Annotated in this window: 18 protein-coding genes; 7 read left to right on the top strand and 11 right to left on the bottom strand. The window is 61.2% G+C overall.

Going from position 1 to position 18,600, the window contains the following annotated elements:
- Nucleotides 1–8: 8 nt before the first annotated feature.
- Both istA and istB read left to right on the top strand, forming a co-directional pair.
- The gene (istA, locus tag IG197_RS34485) at nt 9–1,238 is read left to right on the top strand and encodes an IS21 family transposase (RefSeq protein WP_192319869.1); all 1,230 of its coding nucleotides are present in this window, start codon (nt 9–11) and stop codon (nt 1,236–1,238) included.
- Complete coding sequence (istB, locus tag IG197_RS34480) at nt 1,238–2,038, top strand: IS21-like element ISSme2 family helper ATPase IstB (RefSeq protein ID WP_192314504.1); 801 nt, start codon at nt 1,238–1,240, stop codon at nt 2,036–2,038. Before istA ends, istB begins: the two co-directional genes overlap by 1 nt.
- A gap of 821 nt (nt 2,039–2,859) precedes the next feature.
- On the opposite strand, the gene IG197_RS34475 is transcribed toward istB, so the two are convergent.
- From IG197_RS34475 to IG197_RS34455, 5 genes are all read right to left on the bottom strand, one after another.
- Complete coding sequence (locus IG197_RS34475) at nt 2,860–4,113, bottom strand: ATP-binding protein (RefSeq protein WP_192321418.1); 1,254 nt, start codon at nt 4,111–4,113, stop codon at nt 2,860–2,862.
- A gap of 256 nt (nt 4,114–4,369) precedes the next feature.
- The gene (locus tag IG197_RS34470) at nt 4,370–5,053 is read right to left on the bottom strand and encodes a hypothetical protein (RefSeq protein WP_192321416.1); all 684 of its coding nucleotides are present in this window, start codon (nt 5,051–5,053) and stop codon (nt 4,370–4,372) included.
- A 306-nt stretch (nt 5,054–5,359) separates the two neighbouring features.
- Nucleotides 5,360–5,605 carry an ATP-binding cassette domain-containing protein gene (locus IG197_RS36755; protein WP_192321415.1) on the bottom strand — a complete coding sequence of 82 codons (246 nt, stop codon included), beginning with the start codon at nt 5,603–5,605 and terminating at the stop codon, nt 5,360–5,362.
- Nucleotides 5,606–5,654: 49 nt separating this feature from the next.
- A complete protein-coding gene (locus IG197_RS36520) occupies nt 5,655–6,092 on the bottom strand; it encodes an SHOCT domain-containing protein (RefSeq protein WP_246765528.1) in 438 nt (145 codons plus the stop codon).
- A 97-nt stretch (nt 6,093–6,189) separates the two neighbouring features.
- Nucleotides 6,190–6,582 (bottom strand): Spy/CpxP family protein refolding chaperone, encoded by a 393-nt coding sequence (locus tag IG197_RS34455; RefSeq protein ID WP_192321413.1) that lies wholly within the window; start codon nt 6,580–6,582, stop codon nt 6,190–6,192.
- A 314-nt stretch (nt 6,583–6,896) separates the two neighbouring features.
- Here IG197_RS34455 and IG197_RS34450 point away from each other — a divergent pair, with 314 nt between their 5' ends.
- From IG197_RS34450 to IG197_RS34430, 5 genes are all read left to right on the top strand, one after another.
- Nucleotides 6,897–7,616 (top strand): response regulator, encoded by a 720-nt coding sequence (locus IG197_RS34450; protein WP_192321411.1) that lies wholly within the window; start codon nt 6,897–6,899, stop codon nt 7,614–7,616.
- Nucleotides 7,613–9,010, top strand: coding sequence for an ATP-binding protein (locus IG197_RS34445; protein ID WP_192321409.1), 1,398 nt, complete (start codon nt 7,613–7,615; stop codon nt 9,008–9,010). Before IG197_RS34450 ends, IG197_RS34445 begins: the two co-directional genes overlap by 4 nt.
- A 145-nt stretch (nt 9,011–9,155) precedes the next feature.
- On the top strand, nt 9,156–9,458 hold the full coding sequence (locus IG197_RS34440; RefSeq protein ID WP_192321407.1) for a hypothetical protein: 303 nt from the start codon (nt 9,156–9,158) through the stop codon (nt 9,456–9,458).
- Nucleotides 9,459–9,732: 274 nt separating this feature from the next.
- Complete coding sequence (locus IG197_RS34435) at nt 9,733–10,491, top strand: UTRA domain-containing protein (protein ID WP_210346937.1); 759 nt, start codon at nt 9,733–9,735, stop codon at nt 10,489–10,491.
- A gap of 152 nt (nt 10,492–10,643) precedes the next feature.
- Nucleotides 10,644–11,693 carry a Xaa-Pro peptidase family protein gene (locus tag IG197_RS34430; RefSeq protein ID WP_192321403.1) on the top strand — a complete coding sequence of 350 codons (1,050 nt, stop codon included), beginning with the start codon at nt 10,644–10,646 and terminating at the stop codon, nt 11,691–11,693.
- Here the strand turns inward: IG197_RS34430 and IG197_RS34425 are convergent.
- From IG197_RS34425 to IG197_RS34400, 6 genes are read right to left on the bottom strand one after another with little or no spacing between them, the layout of a single operon-like run.
- A complete protein-coding gene (locus IG197_RS34425; RefSeq protein WP_192321402.1) occupies nt 11,680–12,924 on the bottom strand; it encodes an aminotransferase class V-fold PLP-dependent enzyme in 1,245 nt (414 codons plus the stop codon). The two genes, IG197_RS34430 and IG197_RS34425, sit on opposite strands and share 14 nt — an antisense overlap.
- A 53-nt stretch (nt 12,925–12,977) precedes the next feature.
- Complete coding sequence (locus IG197_RS34420; RefSeq protein WP_192321400.1) at nt 12,978–14,009, bottom strand: ABC transporter ATP-binding protein; 1,032 nt, start codon at nt 14,007–14,009, stop codon at nt 12,978–12,980.
- The gene (locus IG197_RS34415) at nt 13,996–15,006 is read right to left on the bottom strand and encodes an ABC transporter ATP-binding protein (protein WP_192321398.1); all 1,011 of its coding nucleotides are present in this window, start codon (nt 15,004–15,006) and stop codon (nt 13,996–13,998) included. The genes IG197_RS34420 and IG197_RS34415 overlap by 14 nt, the downstream gene beginning before the upstream one ends.
- A 4-nt stretch (nt 15,007–15,010) precedes the next feature.
- Complete coding sequence (locus tag IG197_RS34410) at nt 15,011–15,895, bottom strand: ABC transporter permease (protein ID WP_192321396.1); 885 nt, start codon at nt 15,893–15,895, stop codon at nt 15,011–15,013.
- A gap of 2 nt (nt 15,896–15,897) precedes the next feature.
- Nucleotides 15,898–16,833, bottom strand: a complete 936-nt coding sequence (locus tag IG197_RS34405; RefSeq protein WP_192321395.1) for an ABC transporter permease — start codon at nt 16,831–16,833, stop codon at nt 15,898–15,900.
- An 11-nt stretch (nt 16,834–16,844) separates the two neighbouring features.
- A complete protein-coding gene (locus IG197_RS34400) occupies nt 16,845–18,425 on the bottom strand; it encodes an ABC transporter substrate-binding protein (RefSeq protein WP_192321393.1) in 1,581 nt (526 codons plus the stop codon).
- Nucleotides 18,426–18,600: the final 175 nt, after the last annotated feature.

Genomic DNA, 18,600 nt, shown 5'->3' with positions numbered 1-18,600 from the left:
TTGAGGAGATGCGGTCGGGGGAAGAGGTTTCAGCGATGGTTCGACTGCATGAGGTTGGCTGGGGATCGAAACGGATTGCGCAGGAGTTCGGCTGCGCACGCAATACGGTTCGTCGCTACCTTCGTGAAGGTGGTGTGGTGTCGTATCGCCAGCCTGCTCGTCGAACAGCGTTTGACGGTCTGGATGATTGGCTTCGGGAGCGCTTTTTCCGCCACGACGGCAATGCCGATGTCATTCGCCAGGAACTGGCGAGCGAGCATGGCATCGTCATTGGGTTGCGTTCCGTGGAGCTTCGAGTTCGACAATGGCGACGCGAGTTGAAAGCGCAGAAGCGGGCGACGGTCCGCTTCGAGACGGCGCCGGGTCATCAGATGCAGATCGACTTCGGCGATACGCGTGTCTGGATCGGCGGCGAGCGGGTGCGGATCCATGTGTTTGTCGGAACGCTTGGCTATTCCCGCCGGATGCACATTCGAGCCTCGCCGAGGCAGCGCCAAACCGACTGGTTCGAAGGGATGGAAGGCGCATTCCTGCGGTTTGGGGGTGTTCCGGTGGAAGTTCTGATCGATAACGCGAAGGCGCTGGTCGAACACCATGATGCGGTGACGCGCGAGGTGAAGTTCAACGCTCGGCTGCATGCCTTCGCCCGGTATTGGGGCTTCACGCCGCGGGCCTGCGCTCCCTATCGGGCACGCACGAAAGGAAAGGACGAACGCGGAGTCGGCTACGTCAAGAAGAACGCAATCGCGGGACGCCGGTTCGAGAGTTGGGCGGCGTTCGAGGCGCATCTGGACCGGTGGACACGCGAGGTGGCCGACCAGCGTGAACACGGCACCACCGGTGTCGCGCCGACGGAACGCTTTGCTGCTGAAGCTCGTACACTGCGCCCGCTGGCTGGCCGAGCGCCATTCGGACAGTTGCGGGATCTGGTACGCAAGGTTCAGGCAGACTGCGCGATCGATCTCGACACGAACAGCTACTCTGTGCCTTGGCGCCTGATCGGCGAGAGCGTTCAGGTCGTGGTGCTGGCAGGCCGGGTGATCATCCGTCATGCGGGCCAGGTGGTGGCCGATCATGCCCTGTGTCGAGGGCGACGGCAACGGATCGTGGACCGGGCCCATTTTGTTGGCGTTGCCGGCTTCGAAGGGCCAGTGCGCGCAGATCCTGTCGAGATCGCGCCGGCCGCCTTGCTGCGGCCACTCGCGGAATACGAGGCGGTTGTCGGAGGAGCCTGGTGATGACGAACGTAGATCACGACGTGCTCATCGCAACGCTGGACCGGCTGAAGTTGACGGCGATCCGCGACCAGCTCGATACGCTGCTGGATGAAGCGGCTCGTTCGAAGATGACCTTGCGCGAGGCCCTGGCCTTCCTGGTGTCGCGGGAGATTGCCCGCCGCGACGAGCGGCGCATCTCCATGTCGAGCAAGCTCGCCCAGTTCCCCTTCGTGCGCGAGCTGGACGGCTTCGACTACGAGGCGCAGCCCTCACTGGATCAGGAACAGATCAGGGAACTGGCGACCTGCCGATGGATCGCGCACGGCGACACACTCCTGTTCCTGGGGCCGCCGGGCACGGGCAAGACCCATCTGGCGGTCGCCCTGGGCCGAGAGGCCATCCGTCAGAATTACAACGTGCAGTTCATCACGGCGGCGACGCTGGTGGCGATGCTGGCCAAGGCTCATGCCGACGGCTTGCTCGACAAGCAGTTGACGCTCCTGTCGCGGCCGAAACTGCTCATCATCGACGAACTGGGCTATCTGCCCTTCGAGGCCAACGCTGCCCATTTGTTCTTCCAACTGGTGTCGCGGCGCTATGAAAAGGGATCGATCCTGATCACCTCCAACCGGTCCGTGGGCGAATGGGGAAGCGTTTTTGGAGACCCCGTTGTGGCCACGGCGATCCTGGATCGCCTGCTACACCATTCCACGGTGATCACCATCCGGGGCGACAGCTACCGGCTCCGCGAAAAGCGCCGGTCCGGCCTTCTGCAGAAGGCCGGACCGGCGCTCGAAACCAACGAGACAGCAAACCAATGAAGGGGGTCAGTTCTTCAGTTCGCCAAAGGGGTCAAATCCTCGCTTCGCTTGACACTTGGGTTCGTCGGTCCCGAACTCTCCTTCCGACTCAGACAAATTCCTGACCTCGAGTTGGTTTACCAGTTGCACCACAGGTCGGGGGCAAACGGCTTTTTCGGCGACATGGCCGAAGGATCGAACGCAAATACAATCGGCTTACGCTATCGTTTCTAAGTGGAAACAGGCCTAACAAACGTCATTCTAGTTGCGGCTGAACTCAGTCCGAGCGTCGGTCCGTGGGTGTCGTTCGTTCGTGACGATGCGCATTTCACCCTCAATTCTGCTGGCCAGTTGCAAGGTGGCGACTCGCGCGCCCGAGCCCCGGTCGGGATCTGGAGATTGAGCGTGTTTCCAGTTCGGCTGCCAGCAAGGCTGGCGGCGCCGCGACGTGTACCGACATATGCTCCGGAATAGTGCGAACCGTCCGCGCGCAGATCTACGCCTATGCGCCGTGAGAAGACAACTTTCGCCCGGCAATTGCCCTCCAGATTGAGCGAAGCACCGCTGGTGCGTGATTTGAGCGTACAGACGACAGAAACCGGCGCAGAGTCCGGCCCCGGTCTGACCTGACCGGAGCCCTGCCAGCTGCCAGAGAGCGATTGAAGAAAGTCCTTGTCCTGAACAACCGCGGCCGACATGAACATCACTGCCAGGGGTATTGCCAAAAACCAGCAGGACGGCAGGAGAAAAGCGCGGTGATGAAGGCGCAGCAGAGGACCGCACCCACGGCATCGTCACGGTGTTGTTGTCTAGCAGCTTTCCGCCGGCGAACCGGGGGGCCTTCACATGGACCAGAGCAGCGAGAGCGGCGCCCCTTGAAGCCTTTCTCCAAAGGGTGTGATGCGGTCATGATCATGCAGGACCAAGCCGCGCACGAACCGATCACCAACGGCGTCCTGAAGCTGTCGCAACCCCCGAAAGTCATCCGCCTTAATCGTCGCCGACGCCTTAACTTCAATGCCAACGATTCTGCCACGGCGATCTTCGATAATCACGTCGACTTCATCGCGGTCTTTTGTCCGATAGTGCGTGAACGACAGGCGCCTCTCGGACCAAGACGCGAGTTTGAGCAGTTCCGAGACGACAAAGCTTTCCAGGATGGCGCCAAACCGGGTCTTGTCCGCGCGCAGGCGGTCGAGTTCATCCTCGCGCAGGGCAGCAAGCAACCCGGTATCGATGAAGTGCAGCTTGGGCGTTTTGACGAGCCGACTGAGGCGATTGTTCGACCATGGTGCAACAGTCTTCACCAAAAACAGCCGCTCGAGAATGGCGATATACTTCTGGGCGGTGACGCCGGATAGTCCCAACGCCGAACCATAGCTACTATTGTTGACCAACTGCCCCGCGTGTTCGGCCAGTATGTTCAGCAATCGGGGCAAACGGTCGAGTTGATCGATGTTGGCGATTTCCCTTACGTCACGATCCAGGATCAAGCTGACATAGTCTTCAAGCCATGAGACGCGTCTGGCCGCAGAAGGCCGTCGAAGCGCTTCGGGATAGCCGCCAGCGAGGACGACGTTCATCAAATCCTCGCCCAATACGGTATCACCTTCGACCGCGGGCTCTTCTCCGGCGAACATACGATCCAGAAAGCGGCCTGGGCTTGAGCGGATTTCGGCCTGGGCGAATGGCAGGAGTGGAATGACGGCCATGCGACCGGCCAACGAGTCGGCGATTGTGGGTATGGTTGCCAGGTTAGCAGAGCCGGTAAGGAGAAAACGGCCAGGCTCTTCATCTTCGTCTACGCTTGCCTTTATGGCGAGCATTAGATCAGGTGCACGCTGCACCTCATCGATCACGGCGCGCCGAATCCCACGTATAAAGCCAATCGGGTCCGCCCTTGCGGCGCTCAACGTACCGGCATCGTCCAGAGTGACATAGGTGCGGCCGTGGTCCGAAAACATTCGCGCGAGGGTGGTCTTACCTGCCTGCCTGGGTCCGGAAATCAAAACAACGCGCGTGTCGGCCAGTGCCGCTTCCACCAACGGGGCAGCTTTGCGGTCGACAATAACCCTTGCAGCGGGGCGCGTATTCATGCGGCCATTCTTAACTCATTCGTCGACCGATTTAAAGCCAGATTACGTCCATTCCTAAGCGACAGACCGTCGATCTTCGACCACACAGTCAACACCCTGCCATATCTGCTGGTGCTAGACTTCAGCTCGCCGCTCAAACTGATGACGGACCGCGTGGTCTGCGCCGATGCCCGTTCAGCCGGTCCGTGGGTGGGCCGGCATCCGTCGTTCCTGAGTTGGCCATGCTGTTGCCGGACTCGTTGCGTCGCTATCGGCGCTATTGCTCATACTGCGGATCAGTCATGGAACCGCGCATGCCATGCCCTATCATGCCGCCGCCGTTCTTCATCATGGCCTCGTGCGCCGCGACCATCCCGCGCCGGGCAAGATCGGTCACTTCGGCGGCGTGATCCTGAAGCGCGTTGACGGCCGCCTCGTCGGTCGAGGTCTGGATGACGATAATGCCTTTGTCGGTCACCTCATACACGGTCTTGATCTTGTCCTTGAGATCGAAGATCGCGTGCAGCGCGGGGGTCTCGATCGGCAGACCCGGGTCCTGCCCTTCGTCGACCCGCTTTCCCATTTCGGCGACGTGCTTCTTGATCGTTGCCGCCACCTGCGGATCGTCCGATTCGGTAACGGTGCGGATGCCGTCCGGGAGGTTCGTCACCGTACGTTTGATGCGATCATGGTTGGAGAACAGGTCATGGAGGTCGCGGCGCTCGTCCATGGTTGCGTTGCCGCCAATCATTCCCATGCCCATCATGCCCGCCCCCATTTGACCCCGCATGCCTGGACCCATCTGGGCTTGCATACCGGTCCCCATTTGACCGTGCATCCCCATCATTCTGCCGGGACCGAAGCCGCCTGGCCCATGACCAACTGACTGCGCCAAAGCCCAACCGCCGATGAGCAAGGTGGCCGCGGCGATACCGCCAATCACCAAAGTCTTCTTCTTCATCTCAATCTCCAATATCTGTGCAACTGAGGGTCTGTTGCTTGTGCACATTGGAGAGGCTGGATTTTACCCAAGTTTTTCAGAAAGAGGGTATTTTGTGACAAAGTTTGTCAACCGTGGCACCTACATGTCGTCGAAAGGAACAGCACCCACCATTAGAGCAGGCGTGTGAAACGCTCTTCATCATACCTGCCTGTCGCCTGCGGATTCTGCTCAACCTTTTTCCACAGGGTGAACGCGAGAATTCGCTGGTTTCAATCTCCAGCCGGCCGTCGCGCAATATGGTCGAAGCGATCGAGAACCATCTCGTCATGGGTGACGACGCCGATGGTCGCGCTCTGGTCGATCGCGATCCCTCCGCAATAGATTCATCACGATGCGCGCGCGTGCGGAATTGAGCGGCGCGGTCGGTTCGTCGGCGAGGATGATGCGCGGCGGATTGGCAAGCGCACGGGCGGGGGCGACGCGCTGGGCTTCGTCGCCGGAGACGGGCATCGCGTGCTTGCGGTGGCCGACCTCATGATAATCGAGCAGTTCAACGGCTCGCGCTGTCACCAGCTTTCGCCATGGACACATAACCTCGTCAAATCTGCTCGGGGTACGCTCAAGCGCCCAGAATGCGCCGCCGTTCCTCGAATTCCTCCTTATCGATCTCGCCGCGCGCGAAGCGCTCCTGGAGAATGTCGAGGGGGGTCTTAGTAGGCGTTTGCGCGAGTCCGCCCTGGCTCGTACCCGCCAGCCAACGGACAACCAGAACGACCAGCGCAATGATCGCTGCAATGAACAGAAGCATCGCGAAAGGACCAAAGAACATCCACCAGGCTCCATCCCACATGTGTGGACCGTAATAGTAGGGCTGCTGCTGCTGAGCTGCCGCTGGCACCGCTCCCAGCGCGGAAGCCACCGTACCAATGGCCGACCCGAGCATACCGCCGATTTGCATACGTCCCTTAAGGAGCCCTGTTTTAGGCGTCATCGGAACCTCCAACATCAATGCCTCCTTATATTCCCAACAGAGTTGACGGTCTTTGATCTCGGTCAACGTTAAATCGAACCATGCCGTCTGATGATCACCGGCGGGTCACCACGTGTCGGCGCGCCGATATCGGCGAATGCCGGCGCGCCAAGAACCGGTTGCGTCAACGCCAGAGCGGCGAGCCTCCGGCGCGGCCATGCATCATGCCGGGACCAAAGGCCAGGCCAGGCAAGCTCTCCTGCGCCTTGGCCTTCTGTGTATCATCAAGTGTGGCGAGGAGTTCGTTCGCCGCTATTTGCGCAGCGTCGAACTGCTTGCGGCCCAAATCACGGGTTTTGGTCATCTGCGCAAAATGATCCTGTGGCGTGGCGTCCTTGGGATCATTGCCGACTGCTTCGAACGGTGTCGTCATCGTCCCGGCCGCGTCCTTCAAGGCCTTGGCGTATTTGGTCCAGGCGGCCTCCTGTTCCGGCTTGATGGCAAGATCGGCCTTGAGTGCATCGACCCGCGCGGGGTCGGCGAAGGTCTGCCCACCGTACATCATGCCGGGTCTCATGCCGCCTTGTCCGTGCATGGACATCGGGCCGAAGCCACCGGGGCCATATCCGGCCGATTGCGCGTAGGCCCATCCGCCAGTGAGTAAGATCGCGGTGGCGAGGCCACCAAGGATAACTGTTCTCTTTTTCCTGTCTGTCTCCATAGTCGGGGCAACAGTCAGTTCCGTTGTTGGGTGCATTCAAAGCGCTGGATGTCATCGGGGTTTTTCAGGAAACCGCCTTTTTGTGACAAACTGTGACTGAGCCAACCGCTGAAACATCTGGACACAACAATTCCGGGACGGCCGGAATGGGTTTGGGTTACAAACCCGCCATGAACGCTGTGCCTCACATCCTTATCGTCGACGACCATCGCGAGATCCGCGATCTGGTCTCGCGCGCGCTCGCCCGGGAAGGCTATCGCGTCAGCGCGGCAGCCGACGGGCGCGCCATGCGCAAGGCGCTGGCTGACAGCCGCATCGATCTCGTCCTGCTGGACCTGATGTTGCCCGGTGAAGACGGCCTGTCGCTGTGCCGCGCCCTGCGTGCAGATTCAAACATCCCGGTCATCATGCTGACGGCCAAGGGCGACGAGGTGGACCGCGTCATCGGGCTTGAGATGGGCGCGGACGACTATGTCGCCAAGCCCTTCGGCAGCCGCGAACTGGTCGCGCGCATCAGGGCGGTTCTGCGCCGCAGCGGCGACGCCCCGGCAGCAACAACCGGCCAACGCCCCAAGCACTGCCGTTTCGACAGATGGGTGCTCGACACCGGTGCACGCGAGTTGCTGCGGGACGACGGCGTGACGGTCCCGCTCAGCACCGGCGAATACGACCTGCTGATCACATTCGTCGAACGGCCACAGCGGGTGCTTAGCCGCGAACAACTGCTCGACCTGGCACGGGGGCGCTCCGCCGCGGCCTTCGACCGTAGCATCGACACCCAGGTAAGCCGCCTGCGCAAGAAACTCGAGCGCCATCCCGGCGAACCGAAGATCATCAAGACCGTGTGGGGCGGTGGCTACATGTTCACGCCGGCGGTCGAGCATCAATGACTCGGTTCGTTCCGAAAAGCCTTTTCGGCCAGACGCTGATAGTCCTCGTCTCGGGGCTCCTTTTTTCCCTCATTTTCGGTTCCTGGATCTATTCGCTTGACCGCGGGCAAGCCGTCCGCGCCGTTGGCGGCTTCGCTTTGGCGCAGCGCGTCGCCAATCTCACGCGACTGGTTGAGGAAGCGCCGCTCGACTGGCGGGAGCGGATTGTAACCGGTATCAGCGATCAAGCCTTTCAAGTAACTCTTTCAATAGACGCTCCCTCTTTCGACCAGGCAGAGAACGATGTGGCAGTCTCGCAGGCGATCAGCGAATTCCTGATTGAAGAATTGTCGCTCGGGCCAGAGCGGCGGCCGCTTGTGTCGGCCACCGCAGGCGCAGCCCGTATGCCGGGCCCGATGATGGGTCCGGGACCCGGTGCTATGATGCATGGCATGGGTCCGTTCGGCGTTTTTGGCGGATTCCGAGATTTACAGGTTGCGGTCCCCCTCGCCGATGGCCAGTGGCTCATCTTCGCAACCGTCCTGCCCGAGAGCGGGTCGGGCTTCTCACGCCAGTTCCTGGTGTCAATGGGGATCATGGCGGTCATGGTCCTTGCTGCCTCGGCCTGGGCGGTGCGCCGCGTCGCAGCGCCACTGGGCGCACTGTCGGCGGCAGCCGAACGATTTGGCAGGGATCTGAACGCGCCGCCTTTACCCGAAGCCGGCACGACGGAAACTCGCCATGCCGCACGCGCGTTCAACGCCATGCAGGCGCGCTTGCGCAGGCTGATCGAAAGCCGCACGCGGCTGCTGGCCGCCATTTCGCACGATTTGCGCACCCCGCTAACGCTGCTGCGGTTGCGCGCCGAAAATGTCGAGGACACCGGCGAGCGCGAACGAATGCTGTCGACCATCGCCGAAATGGACGCCATGGTCGGCGTCGCGCTCGAGTTCGCACGCGACGAAGCGAAAACGGAGCGCGCGCGGGCGACTGACGTGACCGCGCTCATTCAAAGCATTGTCGACGACATGGGCGACGCCGGGCTTCCAGTCGAAATGGAGCACTCGGAACCAGTCGTCCTGCAATGCCGACCGATGGCGCTGAAGCGCGCGCTGACCAACCTGATCGAGAATGCGGTCAAGTATGGAAAAGCCGCGCATGTTGCAATCGAAACGACACCAGCGTCGGTCACGATCATGGTCGATGACGAAGGGCCGGGGATTCCGGAAACGGAGCTTACCCGCGTCTTCGAGCCCTTCTATCGGGTCGAGGGATCACGCAGCCGCGAGAGCGGCGGCGTGGGTCTCGGCCTCGCAATTGCCCTGTCGGCGGTTGAGGCACATGGCGGTCGGTTGACGCTTCGGAACCGACCTGAAGGCGGCCTTAGCGCCATGATTTGGCTGCCACGCTCATGACATTGAGCGCGCCCAGCATCCAGTCGACGCCTCCTGGATATCTTACCCACCGCTTTTGTTGCGGGCTGGGTCAATTCATGGCCCGGTGCTCAGCGTTGCTTCAGTGAGGCGACCGCCCGGTTGCAATGGCAAGGTGGTGTTGCTGGTGATGCATACCAACCGTCATCACTCCGATGAACCCGAGGCCTCGGATCTTGTCGAGATCGCTTGTCTTCGCCGGCGTTACCGTCAACATCGCACCTTCGGGGATTTCAGCGGCCTCGAGCCGCCAACCGTTGACCCCGTCCATCGAACGGTAGCGGAACGGCTGGATGCTTGGTTCGGAGAAAACGATTGGAAGCTTCCCCCGAAGGGCAATTGGCAAGGAATGGCCTCGGAAATTGGCGTCACTCCGGAAACCCTCTACCGGCAGCTGGCAGTTCGTCGCCGTCGCAATATCGTCACCTGAAAAGCTTCCAACCGTCTACGACCTCTGTGGCGAGGAGGCACATCGCTGTCCATTATTTGATCTTTCTATCGTATGCCCGTGCCCCTTTTATGTTCAGGGGCCACGATGCTGCGCAGGGCTATTGTGGCGCCGCATGCCTGGCCTCTCTGAGGAGGTATCGGCCGCGCTTCCGAAACGTCTGGGAGTTATTGCAGAAATCGGCATGGTGTCTTATGTGTAGACAATACGCTGGCGTGGTTCGAAGAGCATTTTTTGATGGGGCTGCCGGGACGTGATGGACCAAGAAACCAACACTGAATTGGCTGACACGATCGAGCTGGACGGCAATGGTCCGATCTACAGGCAGATCGAGCGCGCGGTTCGTGCCGAGATCATGAGCGGGCGGTGGCCCGCCGGTCACCGCATCCCTTCCGAGCATACGCTGCTGGAAAAATTCTCGACGACCCGGGCAACCGTCAGCAAGGCGCTGTCCAAGCTTACCGAAGCAGGACTTCTGGAGCGCCGGCGCAAGCAGGGAACGCGCGTTGCTCAGACCACTGAATCGCATGCGGTGATCGGCTATCTCGATATCAGGCAAGACATCGAAGCCAAGGGCAGGACCTATGCCTACCGGGTGGTTGGCTCGTCCGTCATCATAGCCGGCGCTGACACATCTGTCTGGCCGGAGGTAGAAGCGGGCACGCCCTTGCTGCGCCTTCATGCGGTGCATAGCGGTTTCGGCAAGCCCGAAGTGCTGGAGGAACGGCTCATCAGTTTGCAGGCTGCCCCGGATGCGGTGGATGCGGATTTTGAGACCGAAACGCCGAACATCTGGTTGCTGGCAAGGCTTCCATGCACGCGGCTTCGACACACCATCCGCGCTGAGATCGCAACCGCAGCACAAGCCGCGCAACTCGGCGTCGCGGCCAACGCGCCGCTGCTGGTGTCGCTTCGCCAGACATGGGCTGACGCCATGCCGGTCACCTGGGTAAAACTGATCTACCCTGCCGACCGCAACGAGTTTGTCGGCGAATTCAACCCGCTTCAACCGTGAGCACAAAAGACCAAATGGACGGCGCGTCGGTGGACGTCAAAGAGCTGGCCCGCAGAAACCGGCAAGCCATCTTCAATCAGATCGGCGACAGCAGCGTCGTGTTGGTCGCGACCCAGCCGCACCATGTCTTTTACTGCAGCCGCTATAGGAGCATGGGTTTCGACACCAGCTGGCTGCTCAAGATGGCAGTGGTCTTCGTTGAAGACGCCTGGATCCTCGTCGGCCCAAAAGCAGACCTCTGGTCCGCCGCCGAGACCGTCGGCAAGGACTTGCGATACTTTTGCTATGGCAACTTCTTCTTCGACGACCAGGAACTGCGCGAACGCGAAGGAACCGATGTCGTCGAGTTCGCCACGTTCGATGAAGCTCTCTCCGCTGCCGTCGCGCAGCTGGCCGGCGGCAGGCACAAGCTCGGCATCGACAGCGTGGATGGCGCCTCCCCCAAGCTCGTTTCGGCACCAGGGTTGCAACTGATCGACGCGCGCGCGACCGCGGCATTTTTCCGCGGCGCCCGTGCAATCAAGAACCCGCTCGAGATAAGCCTTTTGCGCGGTGCATCCGCTTTGACTGAAGTCGCTCTGGGCAACGCCCTGCGCGATGCCAAGGCAGGCATGACGGAATACGAGCTTGCCGCCAGAATATCCTCCGAGATGATCTCGCAAGGCGGCTCGCCCGGCTTCGTGGTCGTCACCTCGGGAGAACGCAGCGCGCTTGCCGATGCCTATCCGACCCGGCGGCGGATCGGTGCCAACGACATCGTGCGCATCGATGTCGGCGCCACATTCGGCGGCTATTGGTCAGACACCGCGCGAACCGCCTTTGTCGGTGACCCGGGCAAGGATGTCATGTCGGCGTTTGCGGCGACCTCGATGGGCCACCGCAAAGCCTCTGAAATGGTCGCACCGGGGATGACCACCGATGCGCTGTTTCATGAGGCCGTGGCAGCCGTCCGCCAGGCCGGGCTGCCGCAATACATGCGTCACCATGTCGGGCATGGCCTCGGCATCGAGAGCCACGAGTATCCGACAATCGCAGCCTCAAACCCCGTCACGCTGCGGGAAGGCATGGTGGTCAATATCGAGGCGCCTTACTACCGCCCCGGCTGGGGCGGCATGATGAGCGAGGACACCTTCCTGGTGACCGCCACCGGCGCGGAAGCGCTGACCAGACTCGACCGCGAGTTGTTTGTCATACCCGGGTAAGGGTCGAGCCGAACCTGCCAAGGACGATGTCGGTTGCTTCGACGAAACGATCGATCTCTTCGAGGCTGTTCGACAGGCCCGGCGACACATGGATGCCTTTCAACGAGGGGTCTTCATCCATTGCAAACGACAAGACGTTGATCTTGAATTCGTCGAGCAGCGCCTTGGCAAACTGTCCATGATCAATGCCGTCGAGCACGAATGCGCCAAAGCCGGTGCCCGGCTCGGCGTCGATGTCGGTAAGCATCGTGACTTTCTCATGCCTGCTCAGCGGAATCATCCAGCGGTTGCGCATATAGCGCAGCCGCGCGGCCTTCTCCTCCTGACCGATCTGCAAATTGAAAGCCAATGCATCGGGAATTGACGCCGGCAGCGCTTTGAACACCGACCCGACCTCCTCGAACTTCTCGATCGAGTCCACCGGTTTGTTCGACCAGCTTGCCCACATCGGCCAGACGTCGGCGATCTTGTCCCGCCTGACATAGAGAAAGCCAGTGCCGCGCGGCCCGTACATCCATTTGTGAAGACAGGTCGCAAAAGCATCGCAGCCAAGCTCGTCGAGACGAAAGCAGATATGCCCAGCCGAATGGGCGCCATCTACGAAGCTGAAAATACCCTTGGCGCGCGCCAGTTCGGCCAACGGCTTCACAGGCAGCACCTGGCCGGTACGGACGACCACGTGGGGAAATGTGATCAGCCGCGTGCGCTCGGTAATGGCGTCCGAAAAGGCTTTGACGAACTCGGCGTCGCTGCCGCGACCGAAGGGAAGATCGACGAGCTTGAGCATAATGCCGTCGCGTTCGACGCGCTGCCGCAAGATCGCAAGGTTTGAATCGTAGCAGTATTTCGTCGCGATGACTTCATCGCCTGGCTTCAGCGTCACGCCGTTCAGGACGGTGGCGATGCCTTCCATGGCATTGCGCGTCAGCGCGATCTCGTCGGCGCCGCCGCCGAAATAGTCGGCCAGCATCTGCCTGATCATAAGCGAGGAACCACTTTCCTTCAGGTCGCGAAATGGCTCGTATTCATCGAGCTCATAAGAAAGCGAAAGGTCGACGAGCGACCTGACCCGTTCGCGCACTTCGAGAGGCGCCGACCCTCGCCGGGTGTTGACGAGTTGGGTGTGGGTGTACATCGGCGCCATGGTCTTGCGCACCGCGCCCCAGAACTCCTCGTTGTCGGGAGCATTCTTCAGCGAGCTCGCATGAGCTGTGTCACTGTTCAAAAACATCCTGGATGCCTCCGTCGTTCAGACTGAATCTGTGTCGATGTTGTTGCCGGCGCCTAGGCTGACAATTGCTGTGGCAGGCGTTGCTGCTCGGGCCGCGCCACGACCTCGGTTGCCCTGATCTGGGAGGCAATAATGCATGCCGCGCCGTGGCCGGGACCAACCCAGACCGTCGGCGGCTCGGCCGCGGCGCATGCCTGCATCGCGCTCGGGCACCGCGTTCGAAACCGGCAGCCGGATGGCGGATTGGTCGGGCTCGGAATGTCCCCCAGCAATGCCGGAACCTCGCGCGTGGCCTCGATGCGCGGATCGGCGCTTGGGATCGAGGCAAGCAGCGCGCGTGTATAGGGATGGGTCGGTCTTTCGTAGACATCGAGCGAGGTCCCCTGCTCGACTATCTTTCCGAGATACATCACATAGACGCGAGACGCGGCCTGACGGACGAGCGCCAGGTCATGGGCGATGAATAGACAGGCGACGCCCAGATCCTTCTGCAGGGTCAGGAACAGGTTCATGACCTGGGAGCGTATCGACAGGTCGAGTGCGCTGACCGGCTCGTCGCAGATCAGAACGCGCGGCTCGACCGCAAGGGAGCGGGCGATCGCCACGCGCTGGCGCTGACCGCCGGACAGTTCGCGCGGATAACGTTCCGCGACCGTGTCGGGTAGCCCGACCTGGTCGAGCAATTCGTGAACCCGCCGACGCTGCCGGGCCCTGTCGTGAACCCCGATGATTACCAGCGCTTCGGTTATCGCCTCGCCGATTGTTTGTCGATCGTTGAGCGAGGCATATGGATCCTGGAACACATACTGGATCGCTCGTCGGGTCTCGCGCAGCTTGCGTCCGCCAAGGCCGCTCAGGTCGATATCATCGAGCAAGATGCGGCCGCTTTGCGGGCGTTCTAGCCCGACGATCGAGCGCCCCAGCGTCGACTTTCCGCAACCGGATTCACCGACCAGACCAACGATTTCTCCGGGACGGAGCTCGATGCTCACGCCATCGACCGCCTTGACCCATTTGCCGCGTTCGACGCTCTTGAACCGCGTCACCAGGTTTTCAACGCGCAGGACTGACTTAGTGCTGGACATACGCGCCCCCGTGATTGTGCTTGTTGATAATCGGACAGGCGGCTGAAACCAGCGGCTGAACCGTCGACACCAGCGCCGGGCGACTGATGTGGCAGCTTTCGATTGCCGCGTGGCACCGAGGCGCGAACGCGCATCCCGGGATAGGTGCGCCCAGGATCGGCGGTGCGCCAGGCAACCCGCGAAACAGCGAGCCGGGTGCATCGTCGGCACGCGGAATGGCGTCGATCAGGCCCATCGTGTAGGGATGCCGCGGCTCGACCAGAACGTCGCCGACTGGCCCGTATTCGGCAACCCGGCCGGCATACATGACGGCAACACGCGAGGCGATGCCGGCCACCACGCCCATGTCGTGGGTGATGAGCACGATGGCCATGTTCAGCCGCTTCTGCAGGTCCTTCAGCAAGGCGATGATCTGTGCCTGCACGGTGACATCGAGAGCGGTCGTCGGCTCGTCGGCGATCAACAGCTTCGGCTCGGCGGCAACCGCAATGGCGATCATGACGCGCTGGCGAAGCCCGCCTGACAGTTCGTGCGGATACTGCTTCAACCGCGCATCGGGGTCGGACATCCTGACCAGCTTGAGCAGGTCGAGTGCCCTGCTTTCGGCCTGGCTGGAGCTCAGGCCCATATGCAGTTCGGTCACCTCGGCGATCTGTCTGCCGATGGTGCGCGCGGGGTTCAGCGCGCTCATCGGATCCTGAAAGATCGTTCCGATCGAGCCGCCGCGCAGCTTTCGCAATGCTGGTTCGGCGATGCCGACCAGTTCGGTGTCGTTGAACAGGATCGAGCCGCTCAGGTCGACATTGACGCCCGTCGGCATCAGGCCGAGAGGGGCAAAGTTCAGCACCGTCTTGCCGCTGCCACTCTCGCCGACGATGGCGAGCGTTTCGCCAGCATTGACAGAGTAGCTGACCCCGTCGACCGGCCGGATGACCGAACGCTGGGTGAACAGATCCACGCAGAGATCCGAAACCCTCAGAATATCCTTCGAAGCCATCCGGTTATGCCTTCTTCCATGCAGCTGCCGTGACTCGCCTCTGGCGAAGGGTCTTGCGGGAAAGCGGGGTGGGCACCCGGTTCAGCGCAATGGATTCGCCAAGCAGATTGAAGCCGATCACGGCCAGAGTGAGCGCCAGTCCTGGGAGGATGACCTGACGCGGCGAAGACTCGAGATAGGGCAAGGCATCTACCAGCATCTGGCCCCATTCCGGCGTTGGTGGCTGGATGCCCAGCCCAAGGAAACTCAGCGTTGCGATCGCCAGGGCCACCGCTCCTGCATCTGCCGTCGCGTAGACAAGAACGGCGCCCAGCGTTGCGGGCAGCAGGTGATGGAAATAGATCCGGGCCGGACTTGCCCCGAGGACCCGCAGGGACTCGATGTAAGGCCTGTTCATGACGTTGACCGCAACCGCCCGGCTGATGCGCGCGCTGCCCGGCCACCAGGCGAGTGCCAGCGCAAGGATCATATTCCAGTAGCCGGTACCGAAAATCCCGATAACGGCCAGCGCCACGATAAGGCTGGGCATCGCCAGCCCGACATCGACGATCCGCATCAGGCCCTCTTCGACCCAGCCACGGCGATAGCCCGCAACCGTGCCAATGGTAACGCCAACAGAAAGCGCGAGCACCAGGACAAGGGTCATGCCGACAACCGAGGTTCGCGCCGACAGGATCAGCCGGCTCAGTGTATCGCGGCCGACATGATCGGTACCCAACCAGTGGGCGAAGGACGGGCCCATATGCGCCTGGAGCAGGTTTTGCGCATTCGGATCATGCGGCGTCAGCCATGGCGCGAAGATGCCGAGGAAGAGAAAGGTGCCGACAGCCCAGATCGCCAGCCTGGGCAGGCTCGAGGTGTAAGACAGGAATTCACGAAGAAATTTCATGGTCAGCTTCCCTGGCGCCGAAGTTTGGGATCGGTGAACATCATCCCGATGTCGACGAGGAGGTTGAGGACAACGAAGAACGATATGAAGACAAGCAGGCACGCCTGAACGACCATGAAGTCGCGGAACAGAACACCCGATAGGAACAGGTCGGCCACGCCCTTGAGGGCAAACAGTGGCTCCACGACAACCGCGCCAACCACCATCGCACCCGTCTGGGCTCCCAGCGCATTGATGTAGGTCGGTGCGATGTTGGGCAGGGCGTGGCGGACAAGGATGGTCCGCCGTGTCAGGCCCTTGGCAACCGCGGTCAGCGCAAAGGGCCGCGACATCGCCTCTTCCAAGCCCACACGCACGACCCGGCTGAGCACTGCGGCGGGCAACAGTCCGATCGTCATCCAGGGCAGGATCCAGCTCGCAAGACCATCCGAGCCGAAGGTGGGCAGCAGCCGAAGCTGCACTGCCAACCCATAGATCAAGAGCGCGCCGACAAAGAACGATGGCATCGAGGCGCCAAGCAGGGCGACGGTGCGGGTGGCAACATCGGCGAACCGTCCCGGCCAAAGCGCACCAGCAAAGCCAAGCACGAAGCTGAAGAGCATCGCAAAGGTCGCACCGCCGGCAACAAGCGTTGCGGTGATCGGCAGGCGGCTGGACAAGGCCGGCCCGATATCCTCACCGGTCTTGTAGGAAATTCCGAGATTTCCCTGCAAGGCGCCGGTGAGCCAGTGCGAGTACCGGGTGACGATCGGTTGGTTTAGCCCTAGTTCCAGCTCTATCTTGTGAATGTCGGCAAAGGTAGCCTTTGGGGTGCGCAGCTCCGCGATCAGGACCGCGATGTTACCGGGCGCCGACACCACCAAAGTGAAGCAGAGCAGCGTCGCCAGCACCAAAAGGACAAGCGAGTTGCGCAACCGGCGCGAAACTAGTGTCAGCATCGGATCCGCCCTTACGCGCCCAAGGTGATGTTCTTGTAGGGAAGGTCGTATTCCGTCGACGGTGGCGTGAAGCCCTGGACCCGTGGAGCATGCGCCCAGATGATCGGCGCGTAGAACAGCGGAGAAATCGCAACCTCGTTGTAGAGCCAGTCATAGATGGCCTGGGTCGCGCCCGCCACGTCGGCTTCCGATGCCGATGTAGCCGCCAGCACCAACGGGTCGAGGTTTGCCGGATCGAGGAACAGCTTGCCGTCGACGCCATTGTTGAATGTCGACAAGAACAGGCCAACAAGCGTTCCGAACGGTTCGTAGGGCGCGCCCAAGGTATAGAACAGCGCCATATCGTATTTTCGTGCCGGGATGTCACTGTGGCGCGAGGCATGGTCGACCGAGCGTATTGTCAGTTCGATGCCGATCTCGCCAAGCTGCGACTGCAGGATTTCGCCGAGCGAGCGTGAGCCCGCCATCTGCTCTTCAGAGACCACCAGTTCCAGCGACAGCTTCTTGCCGTCCTTTTCGCGGATCCCCGAACCGATCCAGCCTGCCGCATCGAGCAGTGACTTGGCCGCCTCCACGTCGCGCTTGGCGACATCGAAGCGCTTGCCGGCATGCGGAACATTGGCGGGAAACAGACTGCCCGCCGGCTCTGCCAGGCTCTGGTAGAGCACCTGGCCGATCGCCGCCCTGTCGAAGCCGATGTTGATCGCCTTGCGTACACGCACATCTTTCAGCGCTTCGTTCCGATCAGGATTGTAGGCGAGTACGATCGTCGTCGTTCCGGTCTCTACCGTGACCGGGATGCCGGCACTTTCCAGTGCTTTGGCTTCTGTCGCCTTTATGGGAGCCAGGTAGTCGCCGCCGGCCAGATCGATCTCGCCTGCCCTAAGTGCTGCCATGCGGCTGCGCGAATCCGGCAGGACCTTCAGCTCGACGTGTTCGAAGGTTGGCAGATCGCCCCAATAGCCATCAAAGCGCTTGAATGTGCTTTCGCTGTTCGACGCACTTTCCTGAATCCATGGCCCGGTTCCCACCGGTGCCTGATAGTTACCTTCCTTATCGACCGACTTCGGGCTGAGGAAGCGCGACGGCCGGACATAGGAGAATTCGTAGAGGAGTCCGAGCACCGGCTCCTTGAACTGCAGCTCGACCGTGTGCGGGTCGACGATCCTGTGGCCGGAATACAACCGCGAAGAATTCATCCAGTTGTTGGCAGGCTTGCCAATCCAGCGATCCAGGTTCCACATCATGGCCTCAGCGTCCCAGGGCGTGCCGTCCTGGAAGGTCACGTTCTGACGAAGCTTGACGCGGAGCAGCTTGCCATTGTCCTCGACGGCCCACTCGGTCGCGAGCGCCGGTTCGATCTGGCCATTCTTGCCGTAGCGCATGAGGGGCTCGAACATGAGATCCTGCACGGCCCACAGGCCGATATATTTGTGCGGATCGAGATTTCCCGCCGGCTTGGCGATCGCAACGATCAGATCGCCATGCGCCTTGGCCTCCTGTGCGTAGGCGGCAATTGTCGACGACAGACCGCCGAATAAAGCCGGCGCAACCGCCAGGCCCTTGAGAAAAGTGCGTCTTGATGCGGTCATCCAAGTTCCCCTTGTGACATTTATGGTGGTGTCGCTGCCCGGCTTGCGGCGTCGCGCAAGGCGGAGACACTCTTTTGTATAGACAATAAAAACGTAGCTTGTTTCTTTTGTCTATGCAATAGGATTTTTGGAACTTCTGATGCTCGCATACGGGTTCAAGGGCGAAGGTGTTTCT

Source organism: Aminobacter sp. SR38 (genome assembly GCF_014843375.1).
In the GTDB taxonomy this organism is placed as follows: Bacteria; Pseudomonadota; Alphaproteobacteria; order Rhizobiales; family Rhizobiaceae; genus Aminobacter; species Aminobacter ciceronei.
Note: the sequence above shows the minus strand (reverse complement) of the source record. Positions and strands in the feature narration are given on the sequence as shown.

Excerpts from the sequence above, each read along its gene's own strand:
- IG197_RS34400 (WP_192321393.1), bottom strand. The coding sequence starts at position 18,425 with ATGACCGCATCAAGACGCACTTTTCTCAAGGGCCTGGCGGTTGCGCCG.
- IG197_RS34450 (WP_192321411.1), top strand. The coding sequence starts at position 6,897 with ATGAACGCTGTGCCTCACATCCTTATCGTCGACGACCATCGCGAGATC.
- IG197_RS34475 (WP_192321418.1), bottom strand. The coding sequence starts at position 4,113 with ATGAATACGCGCCCCGCTGCAAGGGTTATTGTCGACCGCAAAGCTGCC.
- IG197_RS34405 (WP_192321395.1), bottom strand. The coding sequence starts at position 16,833 with ATGCTGACACTAGTTTCGCGCCGGTTGCGCAACTCGCTTGTCCTTTTG.
- istB (WP_192314504.1), top strand. The coding sequence starts at position 1,238 with ATGACGAACGTAGATCACGACGTGCTCATCGCAACGCTGGACCGGCTG.
- IG197_RS34420 (WP_192321400.1), bottom strand. The coding sequence starts at position 14,009 with ATGTCCAGCACTAAGTCAGTCCTGCGCGTTGAAAACCTGGTGACGCGG.
- IG197_RS34470 (WP_192321416.1), bottom strand. The coding sequence starts at position 5,053 with ATGAAGAAGAAGACTTTGGTGATTGGCGGTATCGCCGCGGCCACCTTG.
- IG197_RS34410 (WP_192321396.1), bottom strand. The coding sequence starts at position 15,895 with ATGAAATTTCTTCGTGAATTCCTGTCTTACACCTCGAGCCTGCCCAGG.
- IG197_RS34435 (WP_210346937.1), top strand. The coding sequence starts at position 9,733 with ATGGACCAAGAAACCAACACTGAATTGGCTGACACGATCGAGCTGGAC.
- IG197_RS34430 (WP_192321403.1), top strand. The coding sequence starts at position 10,644 with ATGGGTTTCGACACCAGCTGGCTGCTCAAGATGGCAGTGGTCTTCGTT.
- IG197_RS34415 (WP_192321398.1), bottom strand. The coding sequence starts at position 15,006 with ATGGCTTCGAAGGATATTCTGAGGGTTTCGGATCTCTGCGTGGATCTG.
- istA (WP_192319869.1), top strand. The coding sequence starts at position 9 with ATGCGGTCGGGGGAAGAGGTTTCAGCGATGGTTCGACTGCATGAGGTT.
- IG197_RS34455 (WP_192321413.1), bottom strand. The coding sequence starts at position 6,582 with ATGAGACCCGGCATGATGTACGGTGGGCAGACCTTCGCCGACCCCGCG.
- IG197_RS34425 (WP_192321402.1), bottom strand. The coding sequence starts at position 12,924 with ATGTTTTTGAACAGTGACACAGCTCATGCGAGCTCGCTGAAGAATGCT.
- IG197_RS34445 (WP_192321409.1), top strand. The coding sequence starts at position 7,613 with ATGACTCGGTTCGTTCCGAAAAGCCTTTTCGGCCAGACGCTGATAGTC.